Origin of the sequence: Streptomyces asoensis (assembly GCF_013085465.1) — a bacterium.
Taxonomy (GTDB): Bacteria; Actinomycetota; Actinomycetes; order Streptomycetales; family Streptomycetaceae; genus Streptomyces; species Streptomyces cacaoi_A.
In genome coordinates this window covers 979,372-995,554 of sequence record NZ_CP049838.1, presented here as the reverse complement: position 1 = coordinate 995,554, position 16,183 = coordinate 979,372, and the positions used below count along the sequence as shown (strand labels likewise).

Here is a 16,183-nt window from a genome sequence, read left to right as displayed (position 1 = left end):
GGGGCCTGGTGAACCTGGTCAATGTGCAGGGCTCCGGGGAGATCGTGATCAACCCGGCGTCAAGGCGGGACCCGGTGAGTGCCGCTCTCGAGCGGGCGGATCCCACGGGCAGCTGGCGCGACTGGTGGTACCGGGCATCGGGTGTACCCGTCAGGCTGAGCGAGGGTGTGCCGAGCACCGTGGCCATGCCCGTGCACCGATTCAGCCCGCTCGAAGGGGAAGCAGGTCCTGATCCCCTGCTCGGGATCAACGTCGGCGGGCACTACCTCAGACTGGTCCGCGTCTGCGGCGGCACGGTGGTCGGCAGCCGGGAGACGAGGCTGGGCACGGGGCAGGGGTCCGCACTGTCCGGAATCTCGCTCCGGTCGTTCGTCGAACTGCTGACCGGCGACGAACTCTCCCACGGTGTCCGAGGCGTGGGCATCGCATGGTCGGCACCCCGCACGTCGATCGGTCTGCGTGCGATGTCGATCCTGACGGAAGGCGGAGGCGAAGTCTTCGACCTGCTGGATGCGGGCGAACTCGACAGCGCTTTGACCAAGGCCCTCGGATGCCCGGTTCACAGTTGGAACGACGGCGAGGGGGTCGCGGCCGCCGAGGCCCTCGCCCGGCCCCCCGGGGAGGGCCGCTCACTGCTCGCTCTCAAACTCGGTACGTCGTTCGCTTCCGGACTGGCCCTGGGAACCCACCAGGTGTCGGCCCTGCCCATGCAGTTGGCCAAGTGCCTGCCCGCGAGTCCTCCGCCCGAGTGTCTTGCCCATCCCATGACCGGGCTCCACGGCACGGCACGTGACGCCCTGGGGGCCGCCAGTGTGACGGAGGCCTACAGGCGGCTCGCCGACCTGCCGCAGGCCGACTACAAGGATTACTGCCTCGCGGCTGTGCGCCGGCACCCTGTGGCGATGAGGCTGGCCCGGTCGGCAGCCCGTACCGTCGCGGAGCTGGCGCACCTGGTGAGCACTCTCTGGTCGCCGGCCGACCTGGTGTTGAGCGGCAGGAACCTTCGCCAACTGCCCTACCGTCAGATGTTCACGGGACTCGTACGGCACGAACTTGCCTTGCTTCCTTCCGGCGTCACGCTTGTCGACCCGGCTGGTGATGTCAGCTTGTCGGCTGCACTGGGTGCGGCGGCACTCTCACGAGCCCAAACCTGAGCCAGACAGAAAGAGAGAGACCTATGGGCAATCTCCAGGACGCCATGCGGGTGATCGAGCAGGACCAGGCCGACCCCGGCGTTCTCACAAGAGACGTCGTGTCCGCGGCCGTTGACGAAGTCGTCAGGGCGACCGCGGCGGCGTACACCGAGCAGAGCGCGTCCTACGAGCAAGCACGCGAGGCCCAGCCCTGGAAATGGGACGAATATCTGACCACGACGCTCTTGGAACGGGTGCGTTCGAGGATCGCCGACGGAAGCCTCTCGCTCGGGGCAGCGCCGCAGTGGCGGCTGCTCGACGTGGGGGCGGGCTACGGGCGGGACGTGTTGCGCTTCGCCGGTGAACCCGACATCGAGGCTGTCGCCCTGGAGAACGCCGACGGTTTCGTGGAGTATCTGCGCCGTGCCCAGGACGAAGGACGCATCGGCCCGGATGGCGTGTTGGTCACGGACATGCGTGACCTCGGCGGGATCGAGGACGGCTGCTTCCACTGCATCCGCAACCACGCCACGCTCCACCATCTGCCCCTGGTGTCGCACGGGCTGGGAGCGGACGCGGCCGTGGCCGGGTTCCGGCGCGTCCTCGCCCCCGGCGGAGTGCTCTACGTGCTGGTCAAGGCCGGCTCCGGGGTGAACGTCATCGATACGGGGGAAGGCCTCGGCGGAAGGTTCTTCCAGCTGTTCACCCCCACCCTTCTCAGGCAACTGCTGGAACGGCACTCCTTCTCCATCGTTCAGATGGAAGAGGCCGTCGAGCCGCGCTCGTCCGGCAATGTCGACTGGCTCTTCGCTCTGGCAGTGGCGGAATAGGAGGCCTGGTGCCGGAGGTCGCCGTCATGGGACGTTTTCAGCCCTTTCACTGGGGCCACTTCGAGTACCTGACGGAGGCCGGTCGGCACAGCGCCCGTCTCACCGTCGGCATCACCAATCCTTCGGCGGAGCGGACCCGGCACACGGGCACCGACCCGAAACGCTCCAGCGACGAGGCGAACCCGTTCACCTACGAGCAGCGCTCCGCGATGATTTCGACCAGCCTGGCGCGGCTGACTCCGCACCTTCGTCCACGCATCGTGCCCTGCGATCTGCGATCCCCCACCACGCTGCGATCCTCACTCGGCCCGTGCGACCTCGTGGCACTCACCGTCTATGACGCCTGGGGGCGTGAGAAACAGGCTCTGGCCGAAGCCGCCGGCTATGACGTCCTGGTGCTCTGGCAGAGAACGGAGAAACTCGTCACCGGCACGGAGGTGCGTCGGCGATGGCGGAATTCTCTGCCGTGGGACCACATGGTTCCGTCCGGTACCGCCGAGACGATCCGGTCGCTGACCGGCTGACCCGCCGGATCTCACCCGGCCCGGTGATGAGCCGGCCGGGTGACCCTGCACCGCGCGACTCCCCGTTCGGTTTCCCTGTGCGACGAACCCGAACTCGTGGTCATACTGCCGGTATGAAGGCCGACCCGGGGCTGTTCGGCCCCACGAGCGTGACCTGGCAGCTCCACGGTGATCCGATGATGTGGGTCGCCGGGGTCCGTGCGCTCTACCTCCAGGCGCTCCACCCGCGTGCCGTGCGCGGGGTCATGCAGAACTCCGACTTCCGGCGCGACGCCTGGAGCCGGCTGATGCGCACCGCCGACTTCGTCGGGACCACGACGTACGGCACCGCCGAGGCCGCCGAGAAGGCCGGCGCCCGGGTCCGCAAGATCCATCGCATGCTGTCCGCGACCGATCCGGACACGGGGGAGCGGTACGGCGTCGACGAACCCGCGCTGCTGCTGTGGGTGCACTGCGCCGAGATCGACTCCTACCTGCACGTCCTGCGCCGCTCCGGCTGTCCCCTGACCGACGCCGCCGCCGACCGCTACCTCGCGGAACACCGCGTCAGCGCCCGACTGGTGGGGCTCGACCCCGACGCGGTACCCGCCGACCGGACCGCAATGGACGCGTACTTCGAGAAGCTGCGCCCCGAACTCGCCGCCGGGTCGGAGGCGCACGAGGTGGACGACTTCCTGCGGCGGCCGCCCGTCCACCCCCTGCTCGTCCCGGCGCGCGCCCTGCTGTGGCGGCGGGTGGCGCACCTGGCGTACGCCTCCCTGCCGCCGTACGCCCATCAGCTGTACGGCAGACGGGCCCCGGAACCCGCCACCGTCACCAGGGAGTTGCGTGCCATGGGTACCTTGCTGCGCTGCGTTCCCGCACGTCTGCGGTGGCAACTCCCGCCCGAACACGTCCTGCGGGCCATGGCGAGGCTCGGCCCCGAAGCTCGCCCGGCCCCGTTCAAAGTCGGGCGATAGGCCGCCATACTGGACCAGCCAGGGGAGGGCCGGAAAGCAACGGGGGCGGCGGCACACTATGGCGGAGAGCAGGCTGATCCAGGGCCGGTACCGGCTGCTGGACCGGATCGGGCGCGGTGGCATGGGCGAGGTGTGGCGGGCCCGTGACGAGTCCCTCGGTCGGCAGGTGGCCGTGAAGTGCCTCAAACCGATCGCCCCGCACCACGACCCGTCCTCCGGGCGCGTCCTGCGGGAACGGTTCCGGCGTGAGGGCCGCGTCGCGGCCGCGCTCCAGCACCGCGGGGTGACGGTCGTCCACGACTTCGGCGACAGCGACGGTGTCCTCTTCCTGGTCATGGAGCTGCTCGACGGCAGCAACCTGTGCCAGTTGCTGGACGACAACGAGCGCCGGCCGCTGCCCGTCTCCGACGTCGTGGAGATCGCCGACCAGGTCGCCGCGGCCCTCGCCTACACGCACCGGCAGGGCATCGTGCACCGCGACCTGAAACCCGCGAACATCGTGCGGCTCGCCGACGGCACGGTGAAGATCTGCGACTTCGGCATCGCCCGCCTCGGCCACGACATCGGGTTCACCTCCCGTCTCACCGGCACCGGCATCGCCATGGGCACCCCGCACTACATGTCGCCGGAGCAGATCGGCGGGGAGGAGGTCGACCGGCGCAGCGACCTCTACTCGCTGGGCTGCGTGCTGTACGAGATCGCCACCGGGGCCCCGCCGTTCGACCTGGAGGACCCCTGGGCGATCCTCGTCGGCCACCGGGACACCCCGCCCCGGCCGCCGCGCGAACTCCGCCCCGACCTGCCCGACCACCTCGACCGGATCATCCTGGACCTGCTGGCGAAACGGCCCGACCAGCGTCCCCAGGATGCCCGGGACATCGTCCGGCGCATCGCCGCAGGCCGCACCACGCCGCCCGGGTACGTGCCGACCCTGGTGACGCCCCGGCCCGAACCGCGGCCGTCCGAGCCCGCCGGCCGCGAGTCGCGGCTGCCGTCCTGGACGCAGGGCATGACCACCGGTCACAAGGCCACCGGCGCCGGACTGCGGGTCACGCCGCCGGACGCCGGGGCGGCCCTGACCGGCGAGTGGATCCCCCGGCCGGCGCTCGGCGCGGTCCCCGCCCCGCCTGCCCCGGACACGCCGTCCCCGCAGGCGCTCACCGCGCTCGCCGGACGGCACAGCGCCGGCCTCAGCCTGGGGCGGCTCGGCCGCTGGGCGGAGGCCGGGGAGGTGCACCGCGCCGTCGCCGCCGAACGCGCGCACCTGCTCGGCGCGGACCACCCCGAGACGCTCGCCAGCCGCTACGAGGTCGCCTTCACCCTGAGCCGCACCGGCCGCGCCGCCGACGCGCTGCGCGAGTACCAGCACGTGGCCGCCGCACGTACCCGGGTGCTCGGCGCCGACCACGCCGACACGCTCGCCACCCGGCAGGAGATGGCCTACGTGCTCGGCCGGCTGGGCCGTCACTTCGACGCCCACCAGGTGTACAGCTCGGTCCTCGCCGCCCGGGTGCGCACGGCGGGCGCCGACCACCCCGACACCCTGCGCTGCCGCCACAACCTCGCCTTCAACCTCAGCAGGCTCGGCCGTCTGGAGGAGTCCTACCGGATGGCGAGCGAGGTGGCCGTCGCCCGCGCCCGCGTCCTGGGCTCCGCCCATCCGGACACGCTGGTCACCCGCTACGAAGTCGCCTACGCGCTAGGTCAGTTGGGCCGCTGGCCGGAGGCTCTCCAGACCTACCGCGAGGTCGCCGCGGCCCGCGCGCAGGCCCTCGGTCCCGACCACCCCGACACCCTCGCCGCCCGCTACGAGACCGGCATAAGCCTCGGCCGCCTCGGGCGCAGCGCGGAGGCGCTCCAGCTCTACCGCGACCTTGTGGACGACCGCACCCGCATCCACGGCCCCGCGCACCCCGAGACCCTGCGGGCCCGCCACGGTCTCGGCGTCAATCTCGGCCGGCTGGGCCGCTGGGAGGAGGCTCTCGCCGAGTCCCGGGACGTGTGCGCCATCCGTGAGCGCGTGCTCGGCGCCGACCACCCCGACACGCTGGTCAGCCGCCGGGAGGTCGCCGTCGGCCTGGGCTGGCTGGGCCGCTGGACCGACGCCCTGACCGAGTACCGGCGGGTGGCCGCGGCCCGCGAGCACGTGCTGGGCGCCGACCACCCCGACACGCTCGCCGGCCGCAACGACGAGGCCCACTGCCTGGAGCGGCTCGGCCGGGGCCAGGAAGCGGTCGAGCTGTACCGGAGGGTGGCGGTGCTCCAGCAGCAGCGGGCGGCCGGCGGAGCGTAGGTCTCCTCAGGCCCAGCCCAGCTCCGTGTACAGCCGCCCGGCGCGGATCCCGGCGACCGCCGCCCGCGCGTACCCGACCATCGGCTCCGGCAGCGCGTCCAGGGGCCACCAGTTCCAGCCGAGACACTTGTCCGGCTCCAGCAGCCGCGGCTCGCCCCGCCACCGCGCGGCGCGGAAGACGAGCTGGATACGCGGTCGGCCGCCGGGCGAGTCGACGACATGGACGACATGAGCCAGTTGGACGTCCGCCGCCGCGATCTCCAGGCCGGCCTCCTCCCGGGCCTCGCGGATCAGACAGGCGACGGCGGACTCCTGCTCGCAGTGACCGGCCAGGAAGTGGTGGTGCAGGGGCGCGAAGGGCGAGTCGGGGTGGCGCAGGCCGAGCAGGATTTTGCCGTCGCGCTCCAGATGGAGGTGCACGCCGACGACGTTGAGGACCGTCTGCCGTACGGGCGGCCGCGGGACGGGCGCGGCTGTCCCGCGGGGCTCGGGTCCGGGCTCGGGCTCGGTGGTCATGCGTTCCCCCTCGGGTCCAACACGGGCGCGGTGCGGCGCACTTGAGGCCATCATGATCGTATGGGAGCCGAGACCGCGTATCACGGAGAGATGGGCGAGGAGTTCGCCGCCCAGGTCACGAGGAGCGTCTACAACAGCTACACCGACCGTCCGGCCATGCTGGGGCTCGCGGGTGACGTCGGCGGGCTGCGGGTGCTGGACCTCGGCTGCGGGGCGGGGCACTACGCCGCCGAGCTGCTGGAGCGGGGCGCGGCGACGGTCGTCGGCGTGGACGGCAGCGAGAGCCTGCTGCGCGTGGCGCGGGAGCGGCTCGGCGACCGGGCCGACCTGCACCACCACGACCTGGAGGAGCCGCTCACCTTTCTGGCGGACGGGGTCTTCGACCTGGCGGTGCTGGCGCTGGTCTATCACCACGTCGAGGACCGGGAGCGGCTGCTCGCCGAGATCCGGCGCGTGCTGCGGCCGGGCGGCACCCTGCTCGTGTCCACCACCCACCCCACCGGCGACTGGCAGTACTGCGGAGGCTCCTATTTCACGGAGGACCGGGTCACCCTGCCCTTCGGCAACGGGCACGCCCTCAGCTACCGGCGGATGACGCTGGAGACCTTCCTCGGGGAACTGCTGCGGGCCGGGTACGTCCTGGAGCGGCTGGTGGAGCCGCGGGCCACGGAGGAGGCGCGGGCGGTCGATTCCCGCAGGTACGACAAGACACACCGCACGCCGACCTTCCTGGCGGTCCGGCTGCGCCGGCCGTGAGCGGCCGTGACCACCCCTGGCCGACCTTGATCGGCTCGTGTTACGAAGAACCATGCCTGAACACGAGGGACACGAGGGACACGACGATCACCGGGGACACCGCGCCCATGACGTCGTCATCGTCGGAGGCGGCCACAACGGCCTGGTCGCCGCCGCCTATCTGGCCCGGGCCGGCCGGTCCGTGCTGGTCCTGGAACGGCTCGACCACACCGGCGGCGCCGCCGTCTCCACCCGCCCGTTCACCGGCGTGGACGCCCGGCTGTCCCGCTACTCGTACCTGGTCAGCCTGCTGCCGCAGAAGATCGTGCGGGACCTGGGGCTGGACTTCCGGGTCCAGGGCCGCACCATCTCCTCGTACACCCCCGTGGAGCGCGGCGGGCAGCCCACCGGACTGCTCGTCGGCGGCGGCGAGGAACGCACCCGGGAGGCGTTCGCACGGCTGACCGGCGGCGAGCGCGAATACGCGGCCTGGGAGCGCTTCTACGGCATGACCGGGCGCCTCGCCCGGCGGGTCTTCCCCACCCTCACCGAACCGCTGCCCACCCGGGACGAACTGCGCCGTCGCGTCGACGACGAGGAGGCCTGGCGGACCCTGTTCGAGGAGCCCGTCGGCGTCGCCGTCGAGCAGCGCTTCACGGACGACCTGGTGCGGGGTGTGGTCCTGACGGACGCCCTCATCGGGACCTTCGCCGACGCCCACGACCCCTCCCTGAAGCAGAACCGCTGCTTCCTCTACCACGTGATCGGCGGCGGCACCGGCGCCTGGGACGTACCCGTGGGCGGGATGGGCGCCCTGACCGACGCCCTCGCCACCGCCGCCCGGGAGGCGGGCGCCGTCCTGGCCACCGGGCACGAGGCCGTACGCATCGACGCGGACGGCCGTACGGCGGAGGTCACCTATCGCACCGCCGACGGCGAGGGCGTCGCCACCGCCCGGCACGTCCTGGTGAACGCCTCCCCGCAGGCGCTCGCGGCCCTCACCGGCGACGAGCCGCCCACCCCCGCCGAGGGCGCCCAGCTCAAGGTGAACATGCTGCTCAAGCGCCTGCCCAGGCTGCGGGACAGCTCCGTCGACCCGCGTGAGGCGTTCGCCGGCACCTTCCACATCGCCGAGGGCTACGAGCAGCTCGCCGCCGCCCACGCCCAGGCGGCCGCCGGTGAACTGCCCGCCGCCCCGCCCTCCGAGATCTACTGCCACTCCCTGACCGACCCCACCATCCTGGGGCCGGATCTCGTGGCGCGGGGCTACCAGACGCTGACCCTGTTCGGTCTGCACACACCCGCCCGGCTCTTCGAGCAAGACAACGACGCCGTGCGCGAGGAGCTCCTGAGGGCGACCCTCGCCCAGCTCGAGGCCCACCTCGCCGAGCCGCTCGCCGACTGCCTGGCCACCGACGCCGACGGCCGCCCCTGTATCGAGGCGAGGACCCCGCTGGACCTGGAACGCGACCTCGGGCTGCCCGGCGGCAACATCTTCCACCGCGACCTGGCCTGGCCGTACGCCCAGGAGGGGGCCGGCCGCTGGGGCGTGGAGACCCGGCACGCCAACGTGCTGCTGTGCGGCGCGGGCGCGGTGCGCGGGGGAGGGGTCAGCGGGGTGCCGGGACACAACGCGGCGATGGCGGTCCTGGAGCAGCCGGCCGGCGGCTGAGGGGCTCCCGGGTCAGGCCCGCATGCCGCCGTCGACCCGCAGGACCGTGCCCGTGACGTAGGACGCCCGGTCGCTCAGCAGCCAGGCCGCGGCCTGGGCGACCTCGTCCGGGGCGGCGGCGCGGCCCAGCGGGGTCAGGGCGTTGAGGTGATCGACGATACCGGGGGTGTCCGCCTCCCAGGCGTCGATCATCTCCGTCAGCGTCGTACCGGGCGCGATCGCGTTGACGCGGATGCCCTCGGGGCCGTAGGTGGCGGCGGCCGACGCGGTGAGGCTGTTCAGCGCCCGCTTCGCCGCGCCGTACACGGGCAGCGCCGGGTTGGCCATCAGGCTGCCGACGCTGGAGGTGTTCACGATGGCGCCGGTCCCGGAGGTGGCGCGGATCGCGGCGATCTGCGCCTGCATCGCGAGCCAGGGTCCCTTGAGGTTGACGGCGAGCACGTGGTCGAAGTCGGTCTCCGGCAGCTGGTCCATGGGGCCGGGCTGCTGGATGGTCGCCGCGTTGTTGAAGGCGACGTCGAGCCTGCCGTACAGCTCCACGGTCCGGTCGACGGCGGCGCGGACGCTCGCCGGTTCGGCCACGTCGCAGCGCACGTACTCCGCGGTGCCGCCGGCCGCCCGGATCTCCTCGGTCACCGCCTTGAGCTGGGTCTCCGTGCGGGCCGCGAGGAGTACCCGGGCGCCTTCCCGGGCGAACAGCCGTGCCGCGGCGGCGCCGATGCCGCGACCGGCGCCGCTGACGAAGGCGACCTTGTCGGCGAGCAGGCCCGAGGCCGGGTGGGAAGAAGTGCTGGTCGTTGTGTTGTGGGTCATGCCGACGAGCCTGCGCCCGGCCGCGCCGCCCATCCAGGCACAGCCGGTACCTGGCTGGGCGCACGGTGGTCCGCGCACACTGGGGACGTGGACCGACGAGAACTGGCCGCCTTCCTGCGCGGCCGACGCGAGCGCATCACCCCTGCCGACGTGGGGCTGCCCGCCGGCTCGCGCCGGCGCACCCCGGGGCTGCGCCGCGAGGAGGTGGCCCAGCTGGCGTTCATCTCGACCGAGTACTACACCCGCCTGGAGCAGGCCCGCGCCCCGCACCCGTCCCGCGAGGTGCTGGCCCAGATAGCCCGCGCCCTGCGGCTGTCGGACGCCGAGCGCGACCACCTCCACCACCTCGCGGGCACACCGCCCGGACCCCCGCCCGGCCCCTCGCGCGAGGTGCGGCAGAGCATCGTCGACCTGCTGCACCGGCTGCCGCAGGCGGCGGCGATCGTCATGTCGGCGACCTATGAGGTCATCGCCTGGAACGCTCTGGCCGCCGCCCTCATGGAGGACTTCTCCGCCCTGCCGCGGCGGGACCGCAACCTCGTCCGGCGGGCCTTCCTGGAGCCCTGGCGCGGCGGTACGAGGCTGTACAGCGTGTCCGACGCCGACGAGTTCGCCCGGACCGCGGCCCAGCACCTGCGCGGCGCCGCCGCCCGCTACCCGGGCGACCCCGAACTGACCGCGCTGATCGACGAACTCCTCGCCGGCAGCGCCGAGTTCGCCGCGTTGTGGGCGGCCCACGACGTGGCCGCGCGGCCCACGCTGTGCAAGACCTTCGACCACCCCCTCGTCGGACTCGTCACCGTGAACTGCGATGTCCTGGACATCACCGACCGGGACCAGCGGGTGGTCATCTACACGGCCGCCCCGGGCTCGCCGTCCGAGGAGGCGCTGCGGCTGCTGTCGGTCGTGGGCACCCAGCGGATGACCGTGCCCGGCTGAGGACAGCAAATCTGACGGAGTATCAGAAAGAGGCTTCCGTCGTCGCACCGGCTGCGGCATCCTGCGCCCATGCAGACGGAGCTGAGCAATCAACTGGGAGTCGAGCACGCCGTCTTCGGCTTCACGCCGTTCCCCGCCGTCGCCGCGGCCATCAGCCGCGCCGGCGGCTTCGGCGTGCTCGGCGCGGTCCGCTACACCGCGCCCGACGACCTCAAACGCGACCTCGACTGGATCGAGGCGCACGTCGACGGCAAGCCGTACGGACTCGACGTCGTCATGCCCGCGAAGAAGGTCGAAGGCGTCACGGAGGCGGACGTCGAGGCGATGATCCCCGCCGCGCACCGGCAGTTCGTGCGGGAGACCCTCGCCAAGTACGGGGTGCCCGAACTGGCCGAGGGCGAGGCGTCCGGATGGCGGATCACCGGCTGGATGGAACAGGTCGCCCGCAGCCAGCTCGACGTCGCCTTCGACTACCCGATCCGGCTGCTGGCCAACGCCCTCGGCTCCCCGCCCGCCGACATCGTCGCCCGCGCCCACGAACAGGGCGTGCTCGTCGCCGCCCTCGCCGGGAGCGCCCGGCACGCCCGCAAACACCAGGACGGCGGCATCGACATCGTCGTCGCCCAGGGCTACGAGGCGGGCGGCCACACCGGCGAGATCGCCTCCATGGTGCTCACCCCCGAGGTCGTCGAGGCCGTCGACCCGCTGCCGGTCCTCGCTGCCGGCGGCATCGGCAGCGGACAGCAGGTCGCCGCCGCCCTCGCGCTGGGCGCCCAGGGCGTGTGGCTCGGATCGGTCTGGCTGACCACCGCCGAGGCCGACCTCCACTCGTCCGCCCTCACCCGCAAACTCCTCGCGGCCGGCTCCGGCGACACGGTCCGCTCCCGCGCCCTCACCGGGAAACCCGCACGCCAGCTGCGTACCGAATGGACCGACGCCTGGGACGCCGACGACGGGCCCGGCACCCTTCCCATGCCGCTCCAAGGCCTGCTCGTCGCCGAGGCCGTCTCGCGCATCCAGAAGTACGAGGTCGACCCCCTGCTCGGCACGCCCGTCGGCCAGATCGTCGGCCGGATGAACGACGTCCGCAGCGTCCAGGCCGTCTTCGACGACCTCACCCGCGGCTTCGAGCGGGCCGTGGACCGCGTCAACCGCATCGCCGGAAGGAGCGGCACATGACCAGCACACCCCCCGCGGGCTTCTGGGCCCAGGCGGCCCAGGATCCCGACCGCACGGTCCTGATCGCGCCGGACGGAGCGGAATGGAGCGCCGGACGCCTGCACGCCGCCGCCAACCGGCTCGTGCACGGACTGCGCGCCGCCGGTCTGGAGCGCGGTGACGCCTTCGCCGTCGTCCTGCCCAACTCGGCCGAGTTCTTCACCGCCCATCTCGCCGCCACCCAGGCCGGCTTCTACCTCGTCCCCGTCAACCACCACCTGGTGGGCCCCGAGATCGCCTGGATCGTCTCCGACTCCGGCGCCAAGGTCCTCCTCGCCCACGAGCGGTTCGCCGACCAGGCGCGCCGGGCCGCCGACGAGGCCGGTCTCCCCGCCACCCACCGGTACGCCGTCGGCGAGGTCGAGGGCTTCCGGCCGTACGCCGAACTCCTCGACGGACAACCGGAGTCGCCGCCCGCCGACCGCACCCTCGGCTGGGTCATGAACTACACCTCGGGCACGACGGGCCGCCCACGCGGCATCCGGCGCCCGCTGCCCGGCAAGCTGCCAGAGGAGGCGTACCTCGGCGGATTCCTCGGCATCTTCGGCGTCCGGCCGTTCGACGACAACGTGCATCTCGTCTGCTCGCCGCTCTACCACACGGCGGTGCTCCAGTTCGCGGGCGCGTCCCTGCACATCGGCCACCCACTGGTCCTGATGGACAAGTGGACGCCCGAGGAGATGCTCCGTCTCATCGACACCCACCGGTGCACCCACACCCATATGGTCCCGACCCAGTTCCACCGGCTGCTGGCCCTCCCGGCGGACGTCCGGGCGCGCTACGACGTGTCGTCCATGCGGCACGCCATCCACGGTGCCGCGCCCTGCCCCGACCATGTGAAGCGGGCGATGATCGACTGGTGGGGCACCTGCGTGGAGGAGTACTACGCGGCCAGCGAGGGCGGCGGCGCCTTCGCCACGGCCGAGGACTGGCTGAAGAAGCCCGGCACGGTCGGCAGGGCCTGGCCCATCAGCGAACTGGCGATCTTCGACGACGACGGCAACCGCCTGCCGCCCGGCGAACTCGGCACGGTCTACATGAAGATGACGACCGGTGGCTTCGCCTACCACAAGGACGACGACAAGACGAGGAAGAACCGCATCGGCGACTTCTTCACCGTCGGCGACCTCGGCGTGCTCGACGAGGACGGCTACCTCTTCCTCCGCGACCGCAAGATCGACCTGATCATCTCGGGCGGCGTCAACATCTACCCCGCCGAGATCGAGTCCGCGCTGCTCGCCCACCCCGCCGTCGCCGACGCCGCCGCCTTCGGCATCCCGCACGACGACTGGGGCGAGCAGGTGAAGGCCGTGGTCGAACCGGCCCCCGGCCGCGTACCCGGACCCGACCTCGCGGCCGCCCTCCTCGACCACTGCGCCGAACGGCTGGCCGGCTACAAGCGCCCCAGGAGCATCGACTTCATCACCGAGATGCCCCGCGACCCCAACGGCAAGCTCTACAAGCGGCGGCTCCGGGAGCCGTACTGGGAGGGACGGACGCGTCCCGTGTGAGCGGGGCCCCGGGCGACACGGGTGGCGCCCCTTCACCGGAGGGGCGCCACCACGACGGCCCGACCGGCATCCCGGGCCGCCGGCGACTTGACCCGCCCCGGCCGCCGCCCGAGGATCATGAGTCATGACGCCCGGACATGGCAGCACGGTCGACGGGGTGCTGCGGCGCAGCGCCCGCCGCACCCCGGCACGCGTCGCGGTGGAGTACCGCGACCGCACCTGGACCTACGAGGAACTCGACGAGGCCGTCTCGCGCGCGGCGAGTGTCCTGCTCGGCGAGGGTCTCGCCCCCGGCGACCGGGTCGGCGCCTACGGCCACAACTCCGACGCCTACCTCATCGCGTTCCTCGCCTGCGCCCGCGCGGGCCTGGTGCACGTCCCCGTCAACCAGAACCTGACCGGCGAGGACCTGGCGTACATCGTCCGCCAGTCGGGCAGCGCGCTGGTCCTCACCGACCCGGACCTGGCCGGCCGGCTCCCCGCCGGCACCCGGACGCTGGCACTGCGGGACGCGGACGACTCACTCCTCGCCCGGCTGCCCGCGACTCCCGCGTACGACGGTCCCGAGCCGCGCTCCGAGGACCTGGTGCAGCTGCTCTACACCTCGGGCACCACGGCGCTGCCCAAGGGCGCGATGATGACCCACCGCGCCCTGGTGCACGAGTACCTGAGCGCGATCACCGCCCTCGACCTCAGCGCCGGCGACCGCCCCGCGCACTCGCTCCCGCTGTACCACTCGGCGCAGCTGCACGTGTTCCTGCTGCCGTACCTCGCGGTCGGCGCGACGAACATCGTCCTGGACGCGCCCGACGGCGACCTTCTCTTCGACCTGATCGAGGCGGACCGCGTCGACAGCCTCTTCGCCCCGCCGACCGTCTGGATCGGCCTGGCCAACCGCCCCGACTTCGGCACCCGCGACCTGAGCGGGCTGCGCAAGGCGTACTACGGGGCGTCGATCATGCCGGTGCCCGTGCTGGAGCGGCTGCGGGAACGTCTCCCCAAGTTGGGTTTCTACAACTGCTTCGGGCAGAGCGAGATCGGTCCGCTCGCCACCGTCCTCGCCCCCGACGAGCACAAGGGCCGGCTGGACTCCTGCGGGCGCCAGGTCCTGTTCGTGGACGCCCGGGTCGTCGACGAGAACGGCAAGGACGTGCCCGACGGCACGGCCGGCGAAATCGTCTACCGGTCCCCGCAGTTGTGCGAGGGCTACTGGGACAAGCCGGAGGAGACCGCCGCCGCCTTCCGCGACGGCTGGTTCCACTCCGGCGACCTCGCCGTGCGCGACGCCCACGGCTACTTCACGATCGTCGACCGGGTGAAGGACGTCATCAACTCCGGTGGGGTACTGGTCGCTTCCCGCCAGGTCGAGGACGCGCTGTACACCCACGACGCCGTCGCCGAGGCCGCCGTGATCGGCCTGCCCGACGAGAAGTGGATCGAGGTGATCACGGCCGTGGTCGTCCCGCGCGGCGAGGTCACCGAGGAGGAACTCGTCGCCCACGCCCGCGAGAACCTTCCTCACTTCAAGGCGCCGAAGCGGGTGCTGTTCGTGGAGGAACTGCCGCGCAACGCCAGCGGCAAGATCCTCAAGCGGGAGCTGCGCGAACGGTTCGCGTCATGACTCCCGCAGGTCCGCGATCCGTCTGATCTTGCCCACCGACCGTTCCAGCGACTCCGGGTCGACGATCTCGACGGCGACCGAAACACCGATCCCGTCCTTCACGGCCGCCGCGATGGTGTGCGCGGCCGTGTCGCGGTCCTCGGGGGTCGCGTCGGGGCGGGCCTCCGCGCGGACCGTGAGGGCGTCGAGGCGGCCCTCGCGGGTCAGCCGGAGCTGGAAGTGGGGTGCCACGCCCGGGGTGCGCAGCACGATCTCCTCGATCTGGGTGGGGAAGAGGTTCACCCCGCGCAGGATGACCATGTCGTCGCTGCGCCCGGTCACCTTCCGCATCCGCCGGAAGACGCGTGCCGTGCCCGGCAGCAGCCGGGTCAGGTCCCGGGTGCGGTAACGGACGACCGGCATCGCCTCCTTGGTGAGCGAGGTGAAGACCAGCTCGCCCTCCTCGCCCTCCGGCAGGACCTCGCCGGTGATCGGGTCGACGATCTCGGGATAGAAGTGGTCCTCCCAGATGTGCAGGCCGTCCTTCGTCTCCACGCACTCCTGCGCGACCCCGGGGCCGATCACCTCCGACAGCCCGTATATGTCGACGGCGTCGATCGCGAACCGGCCCTCGATCTCCTGACGCATCCGTTCCGTCCACGGCTCGGCGCCGAACACACCCACGCGCAGTGAGGTGGAGCGCGGGTCGACACCCTGGCGTTCGAACTCGTCGAGCAGCGTGAGCATGTAGGAGGGGGTCACCATGATGATCCGGGGCTCGAGGTCCTGGATCAGCTGCACCTGACGGGACGTCATGCCGCCGGACGCGGGGATCACCGTACAGCCGAGGCGTTCGGCGCCGTAGTGGGCGCCGAGGCCACCGGTGAACAGGCCGTAGCCGTAGGCCACATGGACCGTGTCCCCGGGCCGGCCGCCCGCCGCGCGGATCGAACGGGCCACCAGGTCCGCCCACAGGGACAGGTCGGCCTCCGTGTAGCCGACGATCGTGGGGCGGCCGGTGGTGCCGCTGGAGGCGTGGATGCGGCGGACCCGGTCCCGGGGGACGGCGAACATCCCGTACGGGTAGTGCTCGCGCAGGTCGGCCTTGGTGGTGAAGGGGAAGCGGGACAGGTCGCCGAGGCCGCGGCAGTCGTCGGGGTGGACGCCCGCCTTGTCGAAGGACTCGCGGTAGAAGGGCACGTTGGCGTACGCGTGGCGCAGCGAGGCCCGCAGCCGCTCCAATTGCAGAGCGCGCAGGGCATCCGCGTCGAGGCGCTCGCCCTCGTCCAGCAGGTTCCTCGCATCCGCCATCGGACTCTCTCCCTCGTCACCCTCGTCGAACCATGCCGGCACGGCCTTCGAACCATGCCAATACGGACGACCGATCATTCGGTAGATCTTCCTCGGGATCAGTAATCCAGGCCGGCCGGCCGCAGGCAA

At 72.1% G+C, this 16,183-nt stretch carries 14 protein-coding genes; 11 read left to right on the top strand and 3 right to left on the bottom strand.

What is annotated here, in order from left to right:
* The first annotated feature begins 8 nt into the window (after positions 1-8).
* The 5 genes from G9272_RS04565 to G9272_RS04545 all read left to right on the top strand — a co-directional run bounded on the left by G9272_RS04565 (position 9) and on the right by G9272_RS04545 (position 5,739).
* Positions 9-1,154 (top strand): ROK family protein, encoded by a 1,146-nt coding sequence (locus G9272_RS04565; RefSeq protein ID WP_171395331.1) that lies wholly within the window; start codon positions 9-11, stop codon positions 1,152-1,154.
* A 23-nt stretch (positions 1,155-1,177) separates the two neighbouring features.
* Entirely contained in the window at positions 1,178-1,963 is a 786-nt protein-coding gene (locus G9272_RS04560) for a class I SAM-dependent methyltransferase (protein WP_171395330.1), read from the top strand.
* A gap of 26 nt (positions 1,964-1,989) precedes the next feature.
* Positions 1,990-2,487, top strand: coding sequence for an adenylyltransferase/cytidyltransferase family protein (locus tag G9272_RS04555; protein WP_171395329.1), 498 nt, complete (start codon positions 1,990-1,992; stop codon positions 2,485-2,487).
* Between the two features lie 113 nt (positions 2,488-2,600).
* Complete coding sequence (locus G9272_RS04550) at positions 2,601-3,446, top strand: oxygenase MpaB family protein (RefSeq protein ID WP_171395328.1); 846 nt, start codon at positions 2,601-2,603, stop codon at positions 3,444-3,446.
* A gap of 58 nt (positions 3,447-3,504) precedes the next feature.
* The gene (locus G9272_RS04545) at positions 3,505-5,739 is read left to right on the top strand and encodes a serine/threonine-protein kinase (protein WP_171395327.1); all 2,235 of its coding nucleotides are present in this window, start codon (positions 3,505-3,507) and stop codon (positions 5,737-5,739) included.
* Positions 5,740-5,745: 6 nt separating this feature from the next.
* Here the strand turns inward: G9272_RS04545 and G9272_RS04540 are convergent, their stop codons facing one another.
* Positions 5,746-6,255: an NUDIX hydrolase gene (locus G9272_RS04540; RefSeq protein ID WP_171395326.1), complete on the bottom strand. Its 510-nt coding sequence runs from the start codon at positions 6,253-6,255 to the stop codon at positions 5,746-5,748.
* Positions 6,256-6,315: 60 nt separating this feature from the next.
* Here G9272_RS04540 and G9272_RS04535 point away from each other — a divergent pair, with 60 nt between their 5' ends.
* Both G9272_RS04535 and G9272_RS04530 read left to right on the top strand, forming a co-directional pair.
* Positions 6,316-7,011, top strand: a complete 696-nt coding sequence (locus G9272_RS04535; RefSeq protein ID WP_171395325.1) for a class I SAM-dependent methyltransferase — start codon at positions 6,316-6,318, stop codon at positions 7,009-7,011.
* Between the two features lie 52 nt (positions 7,012-7,063).
* Entirely contained in the window at positions 7,064-8,662 is a 1,599-nt protein-coding gene (locus tag G9272_RS04530) for a phytoene desaturase family protein (RefSeq protein ID WP_171395324.1), read from the top strand.
* Positions 8,663-8,674: 12 nt separating this feature from the next.
* Here G9272_RS04530 and G9272_RS04525 read toward each other — a convergent pair whose 3' ends face one another.
* Positions 8,675-9,508 carry an SDR family NAD(P)-dependent oxidoreductase gene (locus G9272_RS04525; RefSeq protein ID WP_216377876.1) on the bottom strand — a complete coding sequence of 278 codons (834 nt, stop codon included), beginning with the start codon at positions 9,506-9,508 and terminating at the stop codon, positions 8,675-8,677.
* A 54-nt stretch (positions 9,509-9,562) separates the two neighbouring features.
* Here G9272_RS04525 and G9272_RS04520 point away from each other — a divergent pair, with 54 nt between their 5' ends.
* The 4 genes from G9272_RS04520 (at position 9,563) to G9272_RS04505 (ending at position 14,764) form a co-directional block, all read left to right on the top strand.
* Positions 9,563-10,414: a helix-turn-helix transcriptional regulator gene (locus tag G9272_RS04520; RefSeq protein ID WP_171395322.1), complete on the top strand. Its 852-nt coding sequence runs from the start codon at positions 9,563-9,565 to the stop codon at positions 10,412-10,414.
* Between the two features lie 69 nt (positions 10,415-10,483).
* Complete coding sequence (locus tag G9272_RS04515) at positions 10,484-11,593, top strand: NAD(P)H-dependent flavin oxidoreductase (protein WP_171395321.1); 1,110 nt, start codon at positions 10,484-10,486, stop codon at positions 11,591-11,593.
* Complete coding sequence (locus G9272_RS04510; RefSeq protein WP_171395320.1) at positions 11,590-13,143, top strand: acyl-CoA synthetase; 1,554 nt, start codon at positions 11,590-11,592, stop codon at positions 13,141-13,143. The genes G9272_RS04515 and G9272_RS04510 overlap by 4 nt, the downstream gene beginning before the upstream one ends.
* Before the next feature lie 124 nt (positions 13,144-13,267).
* Complete coding sequence (locus tag G9272_RS04505) at positions 13,268-14,764, top strand: acyl-CoA synthetase (RefSeq protein WP_171395319.1); 1,497 nt, start codon at positions 13,268-13,270, stop codon at positions 14,762-14,764.
* On the opposite strand, the gene paaK is transcribed toward G9272_RS04505, so the two are convergent.
* Entirely contained in the window at positions 14,759-16,054 is a 1,296-nt protein-coding gene (paaK, locus tag G9272_RS04500) for a phenylacetate--CoA ligase PaaK (protein WP_171395318.1), read from the bottom strand. The two genes, G9272_RS04505 and paaK, sit on opposite strands and share 6 nt — an antisense overlap.
* Positions 16,055-16,183: the final 129 nt, after the last annotated feature.

Excerpts from the sequence above, each read along its gene's own strand:
- G9272_RS04560 (WP_171395330.1), top strand. The coding sequence starts at position 1,178 with ATGGGCAATCTCCAGGACGCCATGCGGGTGATCGAGCAGGACCAGGCC.
- G9272_RS04555 (WP_171395329.1), top strand. The coding sequence starts at position 1,990 with ATGGGACGTTTTCAGCCCTTTCACTGGGGCCACTTCGAGTACCTGACG.
- G9272_RS04550 (WP_171395328.1), top strand. The coding sequence starts at position 2,601 with ATGAAGGCCGACCCGGGGCTGTTCGGCCCCACGAGCGTGACCTGGCAG.
- G9272_RS04545 (WP_171395327.1), top strand. The coding sequence starts at position 3,505 with ATGGCGGAGAGCAGGCTGATCCAGGGCCGGTACCGGCTGCTGGACCGG.
- G9272_RS04540 (WP_171395326.1), bottom strand. The coding sequence starts at position 6,255 with ATGACCACCGAGCCCGAGCCCGGACCCGAGCCCCGCGGGACAGCCGCG.
- G9272_RS04535 (WP_171395325.1), top strand. The coding sequence starts at position 6,316 with ATGGGAGCCGAGACCGCGTATCACGGAGAGATGGGCGAGGAGTTCGCC.
- G9272_RS04530 (WP_171395324.1), top strand. The coding sequence starts at position 7,064 with ATGCCTGAACACGAGGGACACGAGGGACACGACGATCACCGGGGACAC.
- G9272_RS04525 (WP_216377876.1), bottom strand. The coding sequence starts at position 9,508 with ATGGGCGGCGCGGCCGGGCGCAGGCTCGTCGGCATGACCCACAACACA.
- G9272_RS04515 (WP_171395321.1), top strand. The coding sequence starts at position 10,484 with ATGCAGACGGAGCTGAGCAATCAACTGGGAGTCGAGCACGCCGTCTTC.
- G9272_RS04510 (WP_171395320.1), top strand. The coding sequence starts at position 11,590 with ATGACCAGCACACCCCCCGCGGGCTTCTGGGCCCAGGCGGCCCAGGAT.
- G9272_RS04505 (WP_171395319.1), top strand. The coding sequence starts at position 13,268 with ATGACGCCCGGACATGGCAGCACGGTCGACGGGGTGCTGCGGCGCAGC.
- paaK (WP_171395318.1), bottom strand. The coding sequence starts at position 16,054 with ATGGCGGATGCGAGGAACCTGCTGGACGAGGGCGAGCGCCTCGACGCG.